This window comes from Thiomonas sp. (assembly GCF_054608695.1).
The window spans coordinates 22886-37425 of the sequence record NZ_JBTRXV010000002.1; the positions used below are offsets into that span (position 1 = coordinate 22886).

General features: G+C 66.5%; 15 protein-coding genes. 9 read left to right on the forward strand and 6 right to left on the reverse strand.

Annotated elements, in window-relative coordinates; translation table 11 throughout:
• The first annotated feature begins 190 nt into the window (after positions 1 to 190).
• The 3 genes from ACYCUK_RS02125 (at position 191) to ACYCUK_RS02135 (ending at position 3485) form a co-directional block, all read left to right on the forward strand.
• On the forward strand, positions 191 to 892 hold the full coding sequence (locus tag ACYCUK_RS02125; protein ID WP_461593195.1) for a pirin family protein: 702 nt from the start codon (positions 191 to 193) through the stop codon (positions 890 to 892).
• Between the two features lie 139 nt (positions 893 to 1031).
• Positions 1032 to 1193 carry a hypothetical protein gene (locus tag ACYCUK_RS02130; protein WP_461593196.1) on the forward strand — a complete coding sequence of 54 codons (162 nt, stop codon included), beginning with the start codon at positions 1032 to 1034 and terminating at the stop codon, positions 1191 to 1193.
• Positions 1194 to 1382: 189 nt separating this feature from the next.
• On the forward strand, positions 1383 to 3485 hold the full coding sequence (locus ACYCUK_RS02135) for a diguanylate cyclase domain-containing protein (RefSeq protein ID WP_461593197.1): 2103 nt from the start codon (positions 1383 to 1385) through the stop codon (positions 3483 to 3485).
• Between the two features lie 69 nt (positions 3486 to 3554).
• Here ACYCUK_RS02135 and ACYCUK_RS02140 read toward each other — a convergent pair whose 3' ends face one another.
• From ACYCUK_RS02140 to ACYCUK_RS02165, 6 genes are all read right to left on the reverse strand, one after another.
• A complete protein-coding gene (locus ACYCUK_RS02140; protein ID WP_461593198.1) occupies positions 3555 to 3878 on the reverse strand; it encodes a hypothetical protein in 324 nt (107 codons plus the stop codon).
• A 146-nt stretch (positions 3879 to 4024) separates the two neighbouring features.
• The gene (locus ACYCUK_RS02145) at positions 4025 to 4672 is read right to left on the reverse strand and encodes a DUF1345 domain-containing protein (protein ID WP_461593199.1); all 648 of its coding nucleotides are present in this window, start codon (positions 4670 to 4672) and stop codon (positions 4025 to 4027) included.
• Positions 4673 to 4728: 56 nt separating this feature from the next.
• Positions 4729 to 5136 carry a copper-binding protein gene (locus tag ACYCUK_RS02150; RefSeq protein ID WP_461593200.1) on the reverse strand — a complete coding sequence of 136 codons (408 nt, stop codon included), beginning with the start codon at positions 5134 to 5136 and terminating at the stop codon, positions 4729 to 4731.
• Positions 5137 to 5183: 47 nt separating this feature from the next.
• Positions 5184 to 6551: a multicopper oxidase family protein gene (locus tag ACYCUK_RS02155; RefSeq protein WP_461593201.1), complete on the reverse strand. Its 1368-nt coding sequence runs from the start codon at positions 6549 to 6551 to the stop codon at positions 5184 to 5186.
• A gap of 26 nt (positions 6552 to 6577) precedes the next feature.
• A complete protein-coding gene (locus ACYCUK_RS02160; RefSeq protein ID WP_461593202.1) occupies positions 6578 to 8125 on the reverse strand; it encodes a TolC family protein in 1548 nt (515 codons plus the stop codon).
• Positions 8126 to 8198: 73 nt separating this feature from the next.
• Complete coding sequence (locus ACYCUK_RS02165) at positions 8199 to 8603, reverse strand: hypothetical protein (protein ID WP_461593203.1); 405 nt, start codon at positions 8601 to 8603, stop codon at positions 8199 to 8201.
• 137 nt (positions 8604 to 8740) lie between these two features.
• On the opposite strand from ACYCUK_RS02165, the gene argB reads away from it, so the two are divergent.
• The 6 genes from argB (at position 8741) to ACYCUK_RS02195 (ending at position 14492) form a co-directional block, all read left to right on the forward strand.
• Entirely contained in the window at positions 8741 to 9655 is a 915-nt protein-coding gene (argB, locus tag ACYCUK_RS02170) for an acetylglutamate kinase (RefSeq protein ID WP_112485257.1), read from the forward strand.
• A gap of 5 nt (positions 9656 to 9660) precedes the next feature.
• Positions 9661 to 10443: a Dph6-related ATP pyrophosphatase gene (locus ACYCUK_RS02175; RefSeq protein WP_461593204.1), complete on the forward strand. Its 783-nt coding sequence runs from the start codon at positions 9661 to 9663 to the stop codon at positions 10441 to 10443.
• Positions 10433 to 11149 carry a pyrimidine 5'-nucleotidase gene (locus ACYCUK_RS02180; protein ID WP_461593205.1) on the forward strand — a complete coding sequence of 239 codons (717 nt, stop codon included), beginning with the start codon at positions 10433 to 10435 and terminating at the stop codon, positions 11147 to 11149. Before ACYCUK_RS02175 ends, ACYCUK_RS02180 begins: the two co-directional genes overlap by 11 nt.
• On the forward strand, positions 11146 to 11763 hold the full coding sequence (gene slmA / locus ACYCUK_RS02185; protein ID WP_461593206.1) for a nucleoid occlusion factor SlmA: 618 nt from the start codon (positions 11146 to 11148) through the stop codon (positions 11761 to 11763). Before ACYCUK_RS02180 ends, slmA begins: the two co-directional genes overlap by 4 nt.
• A gap of 151 nt (positions 11764 to 11914) precedes the next feature.
• Positions 11915 to 12643 (forward strand): TetR/AcrR family transcriptional regulator, encoded by a 729-nt coding sequence (locus tag ACYCUK_RS02190; protein ID WP_461593207.1) that lies wholly within the window; start codon positions 11915 to 11917, stop codon positions 12641 to 12643.
• A 49-nt stretch (positions 12644 to 12692) separates the two neighbouring features.
• Positions 12693 to 14492 carry an acyl-CoA dehydrogenase C-terminal domain-containing protein gene (locus tag ACYCUK_RS02195; protein ID WP_461593208.1) on the forward strand — a complete coding sequence of 600 codons (1800 nt, stop codon included), beginning with the start codon at positions 12693 to 12695 and terminating at the stop codon, positions 14490 to 14492.
• The last annotated feature ends 48 nt before the right edge of the window (positions 14493 to 14540 follow it).

The following is a 14540-nucleotide window of genomic DNA, read 5'->3' on the forward strand; positions in this document are numbered from 1 at the left end:
GCCATTCGTGCCCAGGACGAGCGAGGCGCGTTTACCAGCATGCAAAAACTCCTGTCCGATACGCGCGCCTGGCGCAACGCTGATCGTCCAGAACCTGCGCGCCGCGCATCCATCCAGTTAGGCAGGGTTCGACAGTCATCCCCAACACGCACGGCGCATGACCGGTCGGTTCACCCCTTCGGAGCCCCGCATGATCGAACGCAGACCGCTGGGTCGTCTTGGCGGCGCCAACCACGGCTGGCTGAACGCCAAGCACCACTTTTCCTTTGCCGGCTACCACGACCCAGGGCGCATGGGTTGGGGGGCGCTGCGCGTCTGGAACGACGACACCATCGCCCCCTCCACCGGCTTTCCACCCCATGCCCATGCGGACATGGAGATCATCACCTATGTGCGCGAGGGTGCGATCACGCATCAAGACAATCTGGGCAACCACGGCCGCACCGAGGCCGGCGACATGCAGGTGATGAGTGCCGGCAGCGGAATCCGCCACTCCGAATACAACCTGGAAGCCGGGCCGACGACGATTTTCCAGATCTGGATCATTCCCAACCAACAAGGCGGCCCCCCGGCCTGGGATGCCAAGCCCTTCCCCAAGAACGATCGCTCCGGCCGCTTCGTCACCTTGGCCAGCGGCATGCCCGGCGATGAAGACGCCTTGCCGATCCGCGCCGATGCGCGCGTCCTGGGGGCGACGCTCAAGGCCGGCGAGGCCGTCGACTACGGCTTCGGTGCAGACCGACGGGGCTACCTCGTGCCGGCGAAAGGCAAAGTCGAGGTCAACGGCATGGCCCTGGATGCCGGCGATGGCGCAGCGGTGCGTGACGTGTCGATCCTTCACATCACCGCCATCGAGGATGCCGAGGTGATCCTGGTGGATGCGGCGCCTTGAGCGCCAGGTGGAGCAGCGGCATGCCCTGGCGGTGAGGACCGTCAGGGCAAACCTGCCAATTTCAGACCTTGGCGGCCAGGGATCGAGATTCTGAGCCAGAGCGCCTGGCCGCCCGTGCCGCGCACTTTGGGGGGTGGAGTTGTGGAGCGAAGGCCGCCTGCTGGTGCCGCGCGCACCAAGCGTGTTCGCGCAAGACGGCACGCTGTCCGACGCCAACGTCCGCGAGCAACTGCGACTGTGCATGCTGGGCTTCGCCGTGTTCGCCCAGGCGCATCGCGGCATGACGCGCGCACCTGTTTGACCTCCCTCTCGACCCATCGACGGCCCATCGGGGCCGTCACAAGGCCAGTGAGCGTGAATGGACACGGATTCCGCGCCCGTTGTCATCAGGAGACCGTTGCGCCGGCACATCGTTTCCAGGATCGCCGGGTTTTCGGATGGGGGCTGTGTATGCTTGAACAGATGCGCTTCGCGCCAAGCCCACTCATTCATGCCAGCACCCGCTGCCGCTCTTGTGCCGCACCAACTGACGCCCCCGGGGGTGTGGCGCTTGCGCCTGTGGATGGTTGCGTTCACCCTGCTGATTTTGCTCTACACGGCGTGGGCAACCCTCCAGATCGAGCGCCGCACACAAGCCGAAGTGAACGGGCAATTGCAAGCCAATGCCCTGCTGCTGGCCGAGTTGATGAAGAAGGATTTTTCCCGGGCGCAGCAATATGGCGATTTGCTGGCCAAGGGGCTGGGCGCGCAGCCGGAGTTGCTCCAACCCAGCCCTTCCGCGCTCGACTTGTGGCTGGATGCCTATGACGATCTGAGCCCGCCGCGCGTGTTGTTCACACGGATACTGGGCGCGCAGGGCCAGGTGCTGGCGAGCGACGAACCTGGTATGGCGCGGCACCGCGAGCCTGGTGCGGCCCGCGCCATGGCCGGCCTGCGGAATGGCCAGCTGGAGGTGGGTGCGATGCAGCATCCTGAAGGCAGCACGCTCTGGCATGTGCCCTTGCGTTTGCCGGTGCGCGATGCGCAGGGAAGGCTCATCGGCGCCATCGAGTTGATCATGGATTTTTCGCTCCAGGCCAGCACGGTGGAAAAACTGAGCCAGGAGCAAGACAGGCAGTGGCCCGGCTTCGCCGCGGGATGGATCCGCAATGACGGCGTCATGCTGCTGCGCTGGCCGCTGGTGCCCGAGGCGCGGCAGCCCGGCGATTACAGCAAGCCGCGTCAAGGCGTTCTGGCGCGAACGTTGCGGCAAGGGCCGGCGGCGCAACAAGGCTTCCTTCGTGGTTTGGTCTCGGCCGACAAAATGCTGCGCAATCTGGCCTGGCACCGGGTTGGAGCCTTCGGCATCACGGCGTTCGTCACCATTCCCCAGCGCGATTTATGGATCGCCTTGTGGCGCAACACCCGCTTGCAGTGGTTTGCCGCCGTGGCGATGCTGGTGCTCGCCTGGAGTGTCTTCTTCCAGGCCACCAGCATGATGCGGGCGTTGCGCGTGCGCTCCGTCTGGGACCGCACCTACAGCGCCGTCGTGCGTGCCGGCCTCAAGTCGGAAAGCCTGCAGGATCTCCCGCGCCTGCTTTGCGCAAGCCTGCTCGAACATGGGCTGTGCAGTTCGGCGTGGCTGTTGCGTGTGGACGAGGTGGGCGACATGGCCGTGCTCGCACATGCGGGGCCACCGCGCCTGGCCGCACTGCCACTGCCATGTCTGCCCCTGGCCTTGCATTCCTGGCAGCAAGAGGTGCTAGCCCTTGGCACCACGCCCGAGGAGGGCCTGGCGCTGCCGGTGAGCATGCAGCAAACCCCCTGGGCCGTACTGGTTTTGCAGGGCGTGCCCAGGCTCGGCCGTGGCAGCGAGCGCCAACGCTCGACCCAGCGCGGCGCCTGGCGCCTGCGACAGCAGATCGAGCTGGTGCTCGACAATCTGCGCCTGCGCGAAACCCTGGCAAACGAGCGCGACAGCCAGCGACACCGGGCCTTGCACGACATGCTCACCGGCCTGCCCAACCGCGCCGCCCTAACCGAATTTCTGTCCGGCTGGGCCCGGCCCGGGACATCTGGGCGCTACGCCTTGGCGCTGGTCGATCTCGACGATTTCAAGCAGGTCAACGACCGCTTCGGCCATCAGGCTGGCGATGTGTTCTTGCGCGAGGTGGCGCTGCGCATGCGCCATGCGCTGCGCCCGGAAGACTATCTGGTGCGCCTGGGTGGCGACGAATTCGTGATCGCCTTCGCCCCGGTGCGCGAATCCGCCGACATCGATCCCGCTTTGCGCCGCCTGATCGACCAGGTGCAGCGGCCATTGCAACTTGCCGGATCCGGCGCCGTCACTCCCGGGCTCAGCCTGGGCGTCGTCTGGCTGGGTGCAACACCGCAGAGCATGGAAGCGCTGCTGATGCTGGCCGACCAGGCGCTCTATCGCAGCAAGCGCAACAAGGCCACACGCAAGTTCGCCTGGACCACGTTCGACGCCGACATCCTGAGCCATGCCTGCGATGACGGCCTGGACCTTCCCCTCGCGCTGCAGGCGACCGACGCGCCAGCGGCGATGGACGATGCCGACGCCGTGCCCACGCGCCCGCTGGGCCAAACCTGAGGCCGGGGCAAGCTGGCGTACGGGCAAAAAAACGGCGGACCAAGTCCGCCGTTTGGAGCCGGAAGAAACTCAGTTCTTCACCGCGTTCTTGGCTTTCTGCGCGGCATTCTTGGCGGCCTCCATGGCGCTGTTGGCAGCGTCCTTCGCTGCACCCATGGCGCTTGAAGCCGCGCTTTGGGCTGCGCTGGCGGCATTTGCCGCGCCGGACTTGGCGGCGCTTGCCGCGTGGTTCATGGCCGCGCCGGCGTTGCTCGCTGCATTGGCCGCGGCACTGGTGGCAGCCGAGGCGGCGCCTTTGGCCGCGCTGGCTGCGGAACTGGCAGCCTGCTCAGCCTTTTGGCACGCGCTCAGCGACATGACGACGGCCGCGATGGCCAGCATTTTGTATTTCATGGATTCCTCCTGATGGGGTTCTGGACTTGGGTTCAGGCTCAAAAGAGCCTGAGCTGAAGATTAAAAGATAGGGGGGCTGAAAATTCAATCATCATCAAGCGTGCTTGACGATTTTTTCGCGAATTTGCCGGGCATCTTCCGTTTCCCTACAGCACCCCTGCGACCACGTTGACCATCAGGGCGACGATGAACACATTGAAAAAAAACGCCACCACACCATGCAGCAGCGCCACGCGGCGCAGCGAGCGGTCGAGAATGTTGACGTCCGAGGTCTGGAACGCCATGCTCAGATTCATCGCGAAATAGAGGTAGTCCCAATAATCCGGCTCGACGTCTCCAGGGAATTGCAGGCAGGGTTTGCCTTGCAGGCGGCCGCGGTGGTCGCCATGGGCGTAGTCCTGGGTGAACACCACGCTGAAAAACATCCACGACAGCACGATGCTGACGCCGGCCAGCAGCAAATCCAGCGGCGAGTTGTGCTTGCTGGCCAGCAACTCGGTCTTGAGCGAGAGCAGCACGACGGCCGAGATCAGCAGGCTGAATACCAGCACAGTCCAGCGGCCCTCGGTCTGCAACTCGGCGCGCCGTCGCATGGCCTCGGGGGTGGTGCGCGACATCATCAGCGCAATCGCCCCCAAGTAGGCGGCGCAGGCAAGGTCGAACGCCAGCAACAGGGCGTGCCCTGTCGTCAGCGTGGTGTCGAGTGCGACGAACAACGGCAACCCCAGCACCAGCGCGGCGCCGAGGCGCGGGCGGCTGAGCAAGACCATGGGCAGGCGTGTGAGGCGTGGCATGGCTGCAGTGTAGGTGGGCTACCGGCTGGCAGCCCACGGGGTAGGGCGGGTCTGGCTCAGCGAGCGCGTTCGAGACGCGTGACGGTGTAGACACCGTCGACTCGCTCGGCGGTGAAGCGCACCGCGTCGCCGTCCTTCAGCCCGTCGAGCATGGCCTTGTCCTTGACTTGATAGGCCATGGTCATGGCGCCCATGCCGAGATTGGGAATGGGGCCGTGGCGCAGGGTGATCTTGCCCGCAGCGACATCGATCTTGCGCACCACGCCATCGGTTTCGTGCTGCCCGGCGGTCGCCGTTGGCGAGGCGGCTTGCATGCCGGGCATGCTCTGCATCATCTGCATGTGCTGCGCCATGCCTTCAGGGGTGGAGTGGTCGTGGTCGGCATGGCTGCCAGCGGCCAGTGCGGGAGTGGCCAGTGCTGCGGCAAAGGCGAGGACGGCGAGGGTTTGAACGGTGGTCTTCATGGTGATCTCCAGTTGAGGTTTGAGCGAGGTGGGGAGGGTTGGGGTGGTCAGTGTTGATGTTGCATGGGCTTGCGCACCTGTAATGTGTCGGGAGTGGATTGGGGTTCGCTCGGGTCGGTGGCGGCTGAAGGAATATCGGTACTGACCGCATGCGCCTGCGTCCCCGGAGGCATCCGGTACCAGCCGGGGTCTTTGTAGCTGCCGGGCGCAAGGTTGTCACGCACCTTGAGCACGCTGAACATGCCGCCCATCTCGACCGAGCCGTAAGGGCCGCGCCCCGTCATCATCGGCAGGGTGTTGTCCGGCAGGGGCATCTCCATCTCGGTCATTTCGGCCATGCCGTTCGAGCCCATCGGCATGTAGTCGGGCAGCAGCTTTTGCAGCTTGGGGGCGAGGTCGTCCTGCTGGACGCCGATCATGGTGGGCACGCTGTGGCCCATGGCGTTCATGGTGTGGTGCGACTTGTGGCAGTGGAAGGCCCAGTCGCCGGGGTTGTCGGCGATGAATTCGATGGCGCGCATCTGCCCCACGGCGATGTCCACCGTCACCTCGGGCCAGCGCGCGCCCTTGGGCACCCAGCCGCCGTCGGTGCCGGCCACCTCGAAGGCATGGCCGTGCAGGTGGATGGGGTGATTGGTCATGGTGAGGTTGCCCATGCGAATGCGCACGCGGTCGCCGGTGCGCGCCACCAGCGGCGCGATGCCGGGGAAGGCGCGGCTGTTCCAGGTCCACAGATTGAAGTCCAGCATGGTGCTGATGCGCGGCACGCTGCTGCCGGGGTCGATGTCGTAGGCGTTGATGAGGAACACGTAGTCGCGGTCCACCGGCATGAAGCGCGGATTTTTCGGGTGGACGACGAGGAAACCCATCGCCCCCATCGCCATCTGCACCATCTCGTCGGCGTGCGGGTGGTACATGAAGGTGCCGGGGTGCTTGAGCACGAACTCGTAGACGAAGGTCTGGCCGGGCTTGATCTGCGGCTGGTTGAGTCCGCCGACGCCGTCCATGCCGTTGGGCAGCAGGATGCCGTGCCAGTGCACCGAGGTGTGTTCGGGCAGTCTGTTGGTGACGAAGATGCGCACGCGGTCACCCTCGACGGCCTCGATCGTCGGGCCGGGGCTGGAGCCGTTGTAGCCCCACAGCTTGGCCGTCATGCCGGGGGCGATTTCGCGCACCACCGGCTCGGTCACGAGGTGGAATTCCTTCACGCCGTTGTTCATGCGGAAGGGCAGGCTCCAGCCGTTGAGCGTGACGACCGGGTTGTAGGGGCGTCCGGCTTGCGGATGCCGGGGCGCTGCCGTGTCGGCGCTGGTCTGGCTGTAGGGCTCGGGCGCGGTCGCCAGAGCATTGCGGCTGGCAGCGCTCGCGGCGACGAGCGCTGCGGCGGCGCCGAGGAAGTTGCGTCGGGTATTCATGGTGGTTTCCTGGTGGGGTGCGCGGCTCAGTGGCCTGCGGCGGAAGGCGAGGCGGCGCTGGCGGACGGGTTGTCGAGCGCAGCGGACAGCCCCACGTCGACGCCGAGTTGCGCCGCCTGCCAGCCGGCATCGGCCAGCCAGTAATCGCGCTGCGCGGCTATGCCCCCGCGCACAGCCTGTGCCTGCGCTGCAGCGGCGGCGACGAGTTGGAACACGCCGATCAACATGCCGTTGTAGCGAAGCTGGTTTTCGTCGAGCACGGACTGCGCCAGCGGCACGATCTGCTGGCGGCTGATGTCCTGCTGCTGCCAGGCATGGCGCAGCGCGGCATCGGTCTCGCGCAATTGCGAGGCGGCGTTTTGCGCCGTGGCGATGGCACGGTTGCGCGCCGCCAGCACACGGTCGGCGGCAGCGCTGCGGCGGGCATCACCCAGGTCGAACAGCGGCAGCGGCAGGATGAGGTCGAAACCGTTTTGCGGCGCGGCGTCGCTGTAGGTCTTGCGCACCCCGCCCAGTTCCACATGGTCGATCAGGCTGGTGTTGCGCGCCAGGCCCGCCGCCACTGCAGTGGCCGTGTAGTCGGCGCGAGCGAGCTGCACGTCCAGCCGGGTGTCGAGGGCGGTTTGCAGCGGCCTTGCGCTGGCGGCTGGAAGCTGCCGCGGCACCGCGGGCAGTTGCGCGGGCAAGGCAAGGCGTGCGGCTTGCTCGGGCGACAAGCCCAGCGCCCGCACCAGGGCCTCGCGGCTTTGGGTCGTGGCCAGCCCGGCGCGGTTGCTTTGCTGGCGGCTATCGGCAGCGAACAGCGCCTGCTGTGCGGCATCGAGCTTCGTGAAATTGCCCGCTTGCTGCATGCGTGCGGCCAGGGTGGCGGTGGCCTGCGCGGCATCTTCCACATCGCGGTTGTAGGCGGCGCTTTGCTGCGCGGCAACCGCGCGCACCCAGGCCATGCGCGCTTGCGCTGCGGTGCGCAGCACTTCGCTGGCAAGCGTGAGACGCAGCTGCTCCTGCCGCGCCGAGTCGATGCGCGAACGGGTCGGGAAGGTGAGCAGGTCGAGCAGGCCGATGCTCAGGCTGCGGGTGATTTCCACCCCGCCACCACCGCCAATCAGCAGGCGCTCGAAGCCGAACACCGGGTTGCTCAGCCTTGCGGACTGGGTGGATGCGGCAGAGACCGCCTGCGTCTGCGCGATCAGCGCCTGCAACGCCGGGCTGCCGAGCAGGGCGACGCGCACGGCGTCGTCGGCGGATAGCGGTTTGCCCAGCAGCGCGTCGATCCGGCGCTGGGCCTCGGCGTGCGCGTCGGCCGTGGTTTGCAGCTCCACGGTCTGGCCGGTGTGCGGTTGGGCGATGGCGTTGGCCGCGCGCAGATTGTTCTGCGTTTGCAGCGGTGCGCAAGCGGCGAGCAGCAAGGCGCCGAGGGGCAGCGTGGTTCGCGCCGTGCGCGACAGCACGGCGAACAAGGGAACGTGAAAGACAGGGTATTGCATGAAAACCTCGCATTGCAGCGTGGCCGGCTTGGGCGCACGCGGCTGGGCCTGGACATGGTGCTGCGCTTGGCGGCACCGGGCTTGCATGTACTGTGCTGTGGGCTGGGGCACCCCGGCGCACAAGGCTTCGGGCACGCCAAGCCGCGCGACAGCGCGAGGTTTACAGGCGAGGGGGACGCAGCAGCGCGCGGGCTTCGGCGCTGTGCCAGCCGCTGGAAGCGGCCATGGGGCAGAGCTGCTGCACCTGGCCAGGGTGGGACGTGAAGAGGGCTGGCAGGCTGGCCGCGGCCATGCCGCAGACCACGCAGAGTTGGTGCGCGTGGTCGCTGCAACCGCGGTCGGCGTCGCTTGCGGGCAGCTGGGTGCCCATGTCTTGCGAGGCTGCCATCGCGGCGTGATCGTGCATGCCCATATCCATGGCCATGTCGGCCATGCCCTGCACCGGCGCCGACACCAGGGTCGGCGCCAGCGGCTCGCCGTCCGCGAGCATCACGGCTTGCGCCCAGCCGCGCAGTGGCAGCAGGGCGAGCATGATGATGAGCAGAACGCGAGACCAAGTCTTCATGCAACAAAGTTTAACAATCATCCATCCAACCCTAAACCTGCGCGGGTCTTCCTAAAATGCGCTCGCCCGCTTTCAGCGTTGAATGCTCCCACTGACCCCACGCCCCGACCGCACGCTCCAACCGCAGACCACCCGCCATGTCCGACCAACACCCGCATGCCACGCCCGAGTTGACGCATATCTCCCCGCGCGACAAGGCCGAGATTCTGGCCCAGGCGCTACCCTACATTCGCAAATTCCATGGCAAGACCATCGTCATCAAATACGGTGGCAACGCCATGACCGACGCCGGGCTGCAGCAGGATTTCGCCGAGGACGTGGTGCTGCTCAAGCTGGTGGGCATGAACCCGGTGGTGGTGCACGGCGGCGGCCCGCAGATCGACGAGGCGCTGGCCAAGATCGGCAAGAAGGGCACCTTCATTCAAGGCATGCGCGTGACCGACGAGGAGACCATGGAAGTGGTCGAGTGGGTCTTGGCCGGACAGGTGCAGCAGGACATCGTCGGCCTGATCAACGTCGCCGGCGGCAAGGCCGTGGGCCTGACCGGCCGCGACGGCGGCCTGATACAGGCGCGCAAGCTGCGCATGCGCGACCGCGACAACCCCGAACTCGAACACGATGTCGGCCAGGTCGGCGAGATCGAGTCCATCGACCCGGCGGTGGTCAAGGCGCTGCAGGACGATCAGTTCATTCCGGTGATCTCGCCGCTGGGCTTCGGCCAGAACAACGAGAACTACAACATCAACGCCGACGTGGTGGCCGGCAAGCTGGCCGAGGTGCTCAAGGCCGAGAAGCTGGTGCTGCTGACCAACACCCCCGGCGTGCTCAACAAGCAGGGCGAACTGCTGACCGACCTGACGGCGCGCGAGATCGACGAGATGTTCGCCGACGGCACCATCTCCGGCGGCATGCTGCCCAAGATCGCTTCGGCGCTCGACGCCGCGCGCTCGGGCGTGAACTCGGTGCACATCATCGACGGCCGCATCCCCCACGCCATGCTGCTCGAAATCCTCACCGAGCAGGCTTTCGGCACCATGATCCGCTCGCATTGATGGCGATGGCCCCGAGGTCACCGCAAGCGGCGCCCGCCCCCCGAGGGGCTCAAGCAAGCCTGGGAGCGGCCCGGCGCCTGCTTGTTGAGCGCCCGAAGGCCACCGCAAGTGGCGCTGCGCTGGCCTCCTGGAGCGGCGGCAAGGATTCGATGCTCGCCTTGCGCCAGGCGCGCGCGGCTGGCCTCGACGTGCGCTGGCTCCTGGCCATGCTGGACGAATCCGGCGAGCGCCTGCGCAGCCATGGCGTGCCTCTGGAGCTGATGCAGGCGCAGGCCGTGGCGCTCGGGCTGGAGCTGGTGGCGCCCAGCGCGAACTGGGACGACTATCAGGCTGTGTTCGCCGCCCAGTTGCGTGAACTGGCCGGTCGCGGCGCGCTGGCTGCGGTGTTTGGCGACATCGACCTGCAGCCGCACCGCGATTGGGAGGAGCAGGTCTGCGCCGCTGCCGGGCTGCGCGCCGAGCTGCCCCTGTGGGGCCGCCCGAGGTCGGAGCTGGCACGCGAGTTCATCGCTCTGGGCTACAGCGCCCGTGTGGTCTGCGTCGACAGCCGCCACCTGCCCGACAGTTTTTGCGGCCGATTGTTCGACACCGCATTCATCGACGCCCTGCCGCCGGGCGTGGATGCCTGCGGCGAGAACGGCGAGTTCCACACCTTCGTGTTCGACGGGCCTGGATTTGCCCAGGCCGTGGCCCATGCGGTTGCCGCCGTCGAACCGCACTTCGCACCGGCGCGCTTTGGTGGCGGACGCTATGTTTTCGCCCGCCTGGAGCGCGCCGATGCGGCGTGATGCCAGCCATGCACCGGCATGGTTGTTCGACATGGACAACACCCTGCACGATGCCTCGTGGCAGGTGTTCCCGCTGATGAACGCCGAGATGGCCGCTTATATCCAGCGCCGCCTCGGCGTCGACCCGGCCGAGGCCAGCCGCATTCGCAGTCATTTCTGGCAGCGCTATGGCGCCACGCTGCTGGGCTTGATGCATGAGCATGGCGTGAAGGCCGCGCACTTCCTGGCCGAGACCCATCGCTTCCCCGAACTGCCACGCATGCTGCGCGCCGATCCCAGCCAGCGTGCGGCCATCGCCCGTCTGCCGGGGCGCAAATGGGTGCTGACCAATGCGCCGCGCGACTATGCGCTGCGGGTGCTGCGCCAGCTCAAGCTGCTCAAGTTGTTCGAGGGCGTCATCAGCATCGAGGACATGCGCCAGTTCGGTCGCCTGCGTCCCAAGCCCGACGCCCGCATGCTGCGCCATGTGCTGCGGCGTCACCAGCTGCGCCCGGCGCAATGCGTGCTGGTGGAAGACACCTTGCAGCACCTCAAGTCCGCACGGCGCCTGGGCCTGCGCGGCGCATGGTTCACGCGCTACGACCACCGTGCGGTGCGCCGCCAGCCCCATGCGGCGGCCAAGCCGGGGGCACGCCATGGCCGCCCAGCCTATGTGCGTGCGAGAATCGGCTCACTATGGCGTCTGCGTTCCTTGATCCCGCGTTGAATTCCGCTCCTCCGCTGGCGGCTTCGGCGCAGCCGCGCAAGCGCCCCAAGCCCGGCGAGCGGCGCGAGCAAATCCTCCAATGCCTCGCCGGCATGCTGGAGGAGCCGGGTACGGAGCGCATCACCACCGCCGCGCTGGCGCAGCGCCTGCAGGTTTCCGAAGCGGCGCTGTACCGCCATTTCGCCAGCAAGGCGCAAATGTTCGAGGCGCTGATCGAGTTCATCGAACGCAGCGTGTTCGGCCTGATCAACCAGATCACGCAGCAGCAGGAATCCGGCGCCCAGCAGGCGGCTCGCATCGTCCAGGCCTTGCTGGGCTTCGCCGAGAAAAACGCCGGCCTCTGCCGCGTCATGGCCGGCGATGCGCTGGTTGGCGAACACGCGCGATTGCAACTGCGCATGAACCAGTTTTTCGAGCGCGTCGAAGCCGCCTTGCGGCAGAGCCTGAAGCTGGCGGTGGAGCAGGGAGGCTTGGCCTCAGGCTTCGACCCTGCGCAGCGCGCCCAGCTCTTGGCCATCTATGTCTGCGGCTGTCTGCTGCAGTTCACGCGCAGCGGCCCCGGCCGGCTGACTGCCGGCGGCGTCGAGCGCGCCATCGGCGTTCTGCTGGCGTGAGGGCTTGCGGCATGCTGCCGCATTCCTGACATCCTTTGCACCGCATCGTGGCGTCAGCCGCCCGGTGCGCTGGCCCGTGCGCAGGTTTGTGTTGACAAAACCAGCGGTTTCAGAAATAGTACGATCGTTCGATTTTTGAAACCAAGCCGCCATGCCCCGTAAACCTGCATCCGTCGTCAGATCCGCCCCAAGGCATGCTGCCGCCACGCGGGTCGTCGCCCCAAGCTCTGGCGAGCCTGCCGAGTTGCCGGGCAAGGGTCACCAGACCCGCCAGGCGATTCTCGATTGCGCGCTGCAAATGGCAGGGCGCATCGGCCTGGAAGGGCTGTCCATCGGCATGCTCGCAGACCGCATGGACATGAGCAAGTCCGGTGTATTCGCCCATTTCGGCTCGCGCGAAGAGCTGCAGATTTCCGTCATTCGCCGCTACCACAGCCTGTTCGAGGCCGAGGTGTTCTACCCCGCGCTGGAGCAGCCGCGCGGCCTTCCGCGACTGCATATGTTGTTCGACCGCTGGGTGCAGCAGGTCAGCCGCGAGGTGGAAACCGGCTGCATCTACATTTCCGGCGCCGTCGAGTTCGACGACCGGCCCGGCCCGGTACGCGACGCCCTGGTGCTGATGGTGCAGACCTGGCACGACGCCCTGTTGCGCGCGGTGCTGCAAGCCATCGAGGTTGGGCATCTGCAGGCCAAGACTCCGGCGCAGTTGCTGACGTTCGAACTGCACGGCCAAATCCTCGCACTGCACCACGATTCGCGGCTGTTGCGAGCGCACGGCTGCGTCGAACTGGCGCAGCAAGGCTACCAGCGGCTGATCGGCCAATATGCCACCCCGACCGGTATGAAGCTGTTGCAAACCCTCTCCGGCGGCGGCGACTGAAACGCCGCATCCGCGCGCCCACAACCCATACCCATTCCAGGAGACCACCATGCCCCAATACACCCCACCGCTGCGCGACATGCAGTTCGTCATGCACGAAGTGCTCGATGTCGTGCCCGCGCTGCGCGAACTTCCCGCCCATGCCGATGTCGATGCCGACCTCATCAACCAGGTGTGCGAGGAAGCTGGCAAGTTCTGCGCCGAAGTGCTGTTTCCCATCAACCTGAGTGGCGACAGCGAGGGCTGCCATTACGACCCGGCCAGCCGCGCCGTCACCACGCCCAAGGGCTACAAGGAGGCGTGGGCCCAGTATGTGGAGGCCGGCTGGCCGCTGCTGACCGCGGCGCCCGAATATGGCGGCCAGGGCCTGCCGCATCTGGTGGGCAGCGCCGTGCACGAAATGGAGAACGCCGCCAACCAGGCCTGGACCATGTACCCCGGCCTGACGCAAGGCGTGGTGGAGTTGCTTTCCGCGCATGGCAGCAAGGCGCAGAAAGACCTGTACCTGCCCAAGCTCGCATCGGGCCAGTGGACTGGCACCATGTGCCTCACCGAGCCGCATTGCGGCACCGATCTGGGCCTCATTCGCACCAAGGCCGAGCCGCAGGACGGCGGCAGCTACAAGCTCGCGGGGCAGAAGATTTTCATCTCCAGCGGCGAGCACGATCTGGCCGAGAACATCATCCACATGGTGCTGGCCAAGCTGCCCGGCGCGCCCGAAGGCAGCAAAGGCATTTCGCTGTTCGTCGTGCCCAAATTCCTGCCCGATGCCAGCGGCAACAAGGGCCAGGGCAACGGCATTTTCTGCTCCGGCATCGAGCACAAGATGGGCATTCACGGCAACTCCACCTGCCAGATCACGCTGGACGGCGCCACCGGCTGGCTGGTGGGCGAGCCCAACAAAGGCCTGGCGGCCATGTTCGTGATGATGAACGGCGCGCGCCTGGGTGTGGGCATGCAGTCGCTGGGCCTGACCGAAGTGGCTTACCAGAACGCCCTGGCCTACGCGAAAGACCGCCTGCAGATGCGCTCGCTCACCGGCCCGAAAGCGCCGGAGCAGCCGGCCGATCCCATCATCGTTCACCCCGATGTGCGCCGCATGCTGCTCACGGCCCGCGCCTGGGCCGAGGGCGGGCGCTTCCTCGCCTACTGGGTGGCGCTGATGCTCGACCAGGCCCACCTGCACCCGGACGAGGACGTGCGCAAGGATGCCGACGACCTGGTCGCGCTGCTGACGCCCATCGTCAAGGCCTTCATCACCGACAACGGTTTTGCCGCCACCAACGAGTGCATGCAGGTGTTCGGCGGCCATGGCTACATCCACGAATGGGGGATGGAGCAATATGTGCGCGACGCCCGCATCAACATGATTTACGAAGGCACCAACACCATTCAGGCGCTCGACCTGATTGGCCGCAAGGTGCTGATGGACAACGGCGCCAAGCTCAAGAAGTTCGGCAAGATCGTCGCCGCTTTTGTCGAGGCCGAAGGCGTGAGCGAGGCGATGCAGGAGTTCGTCAACCCCCTGGCCGACCTGGGCGACAAGGTGCAGAAGCTCACCATGGAACTGGCGATGAAGTCGATGCAGAACCGCGAGGAAGTGGGCGCTGCCGCCGTGCCCTATCTGCGCGTGGTCGGGCATCTGGTGTTCGCCTACGGTTTCGCCCGCATGGCGAAGGCCGCGCAAGACAAACTGGCGCAGGGCGCAGCAGACCAGACCTTCTACCAGGCCAAGCTGCAGACCGCTCGGTTCTACTTCGCCAGGCTTTACCCAGAATCGGCCGCCGCCATCCGCATGGCGCGCAGCGGCGCCAAAGCCTTGATGGATACCGAGGCGGTGTTCGCCTGAACCTTGCCTCGCATCCAGCGACTCCATGCACCCAAACCAAGGACCCGA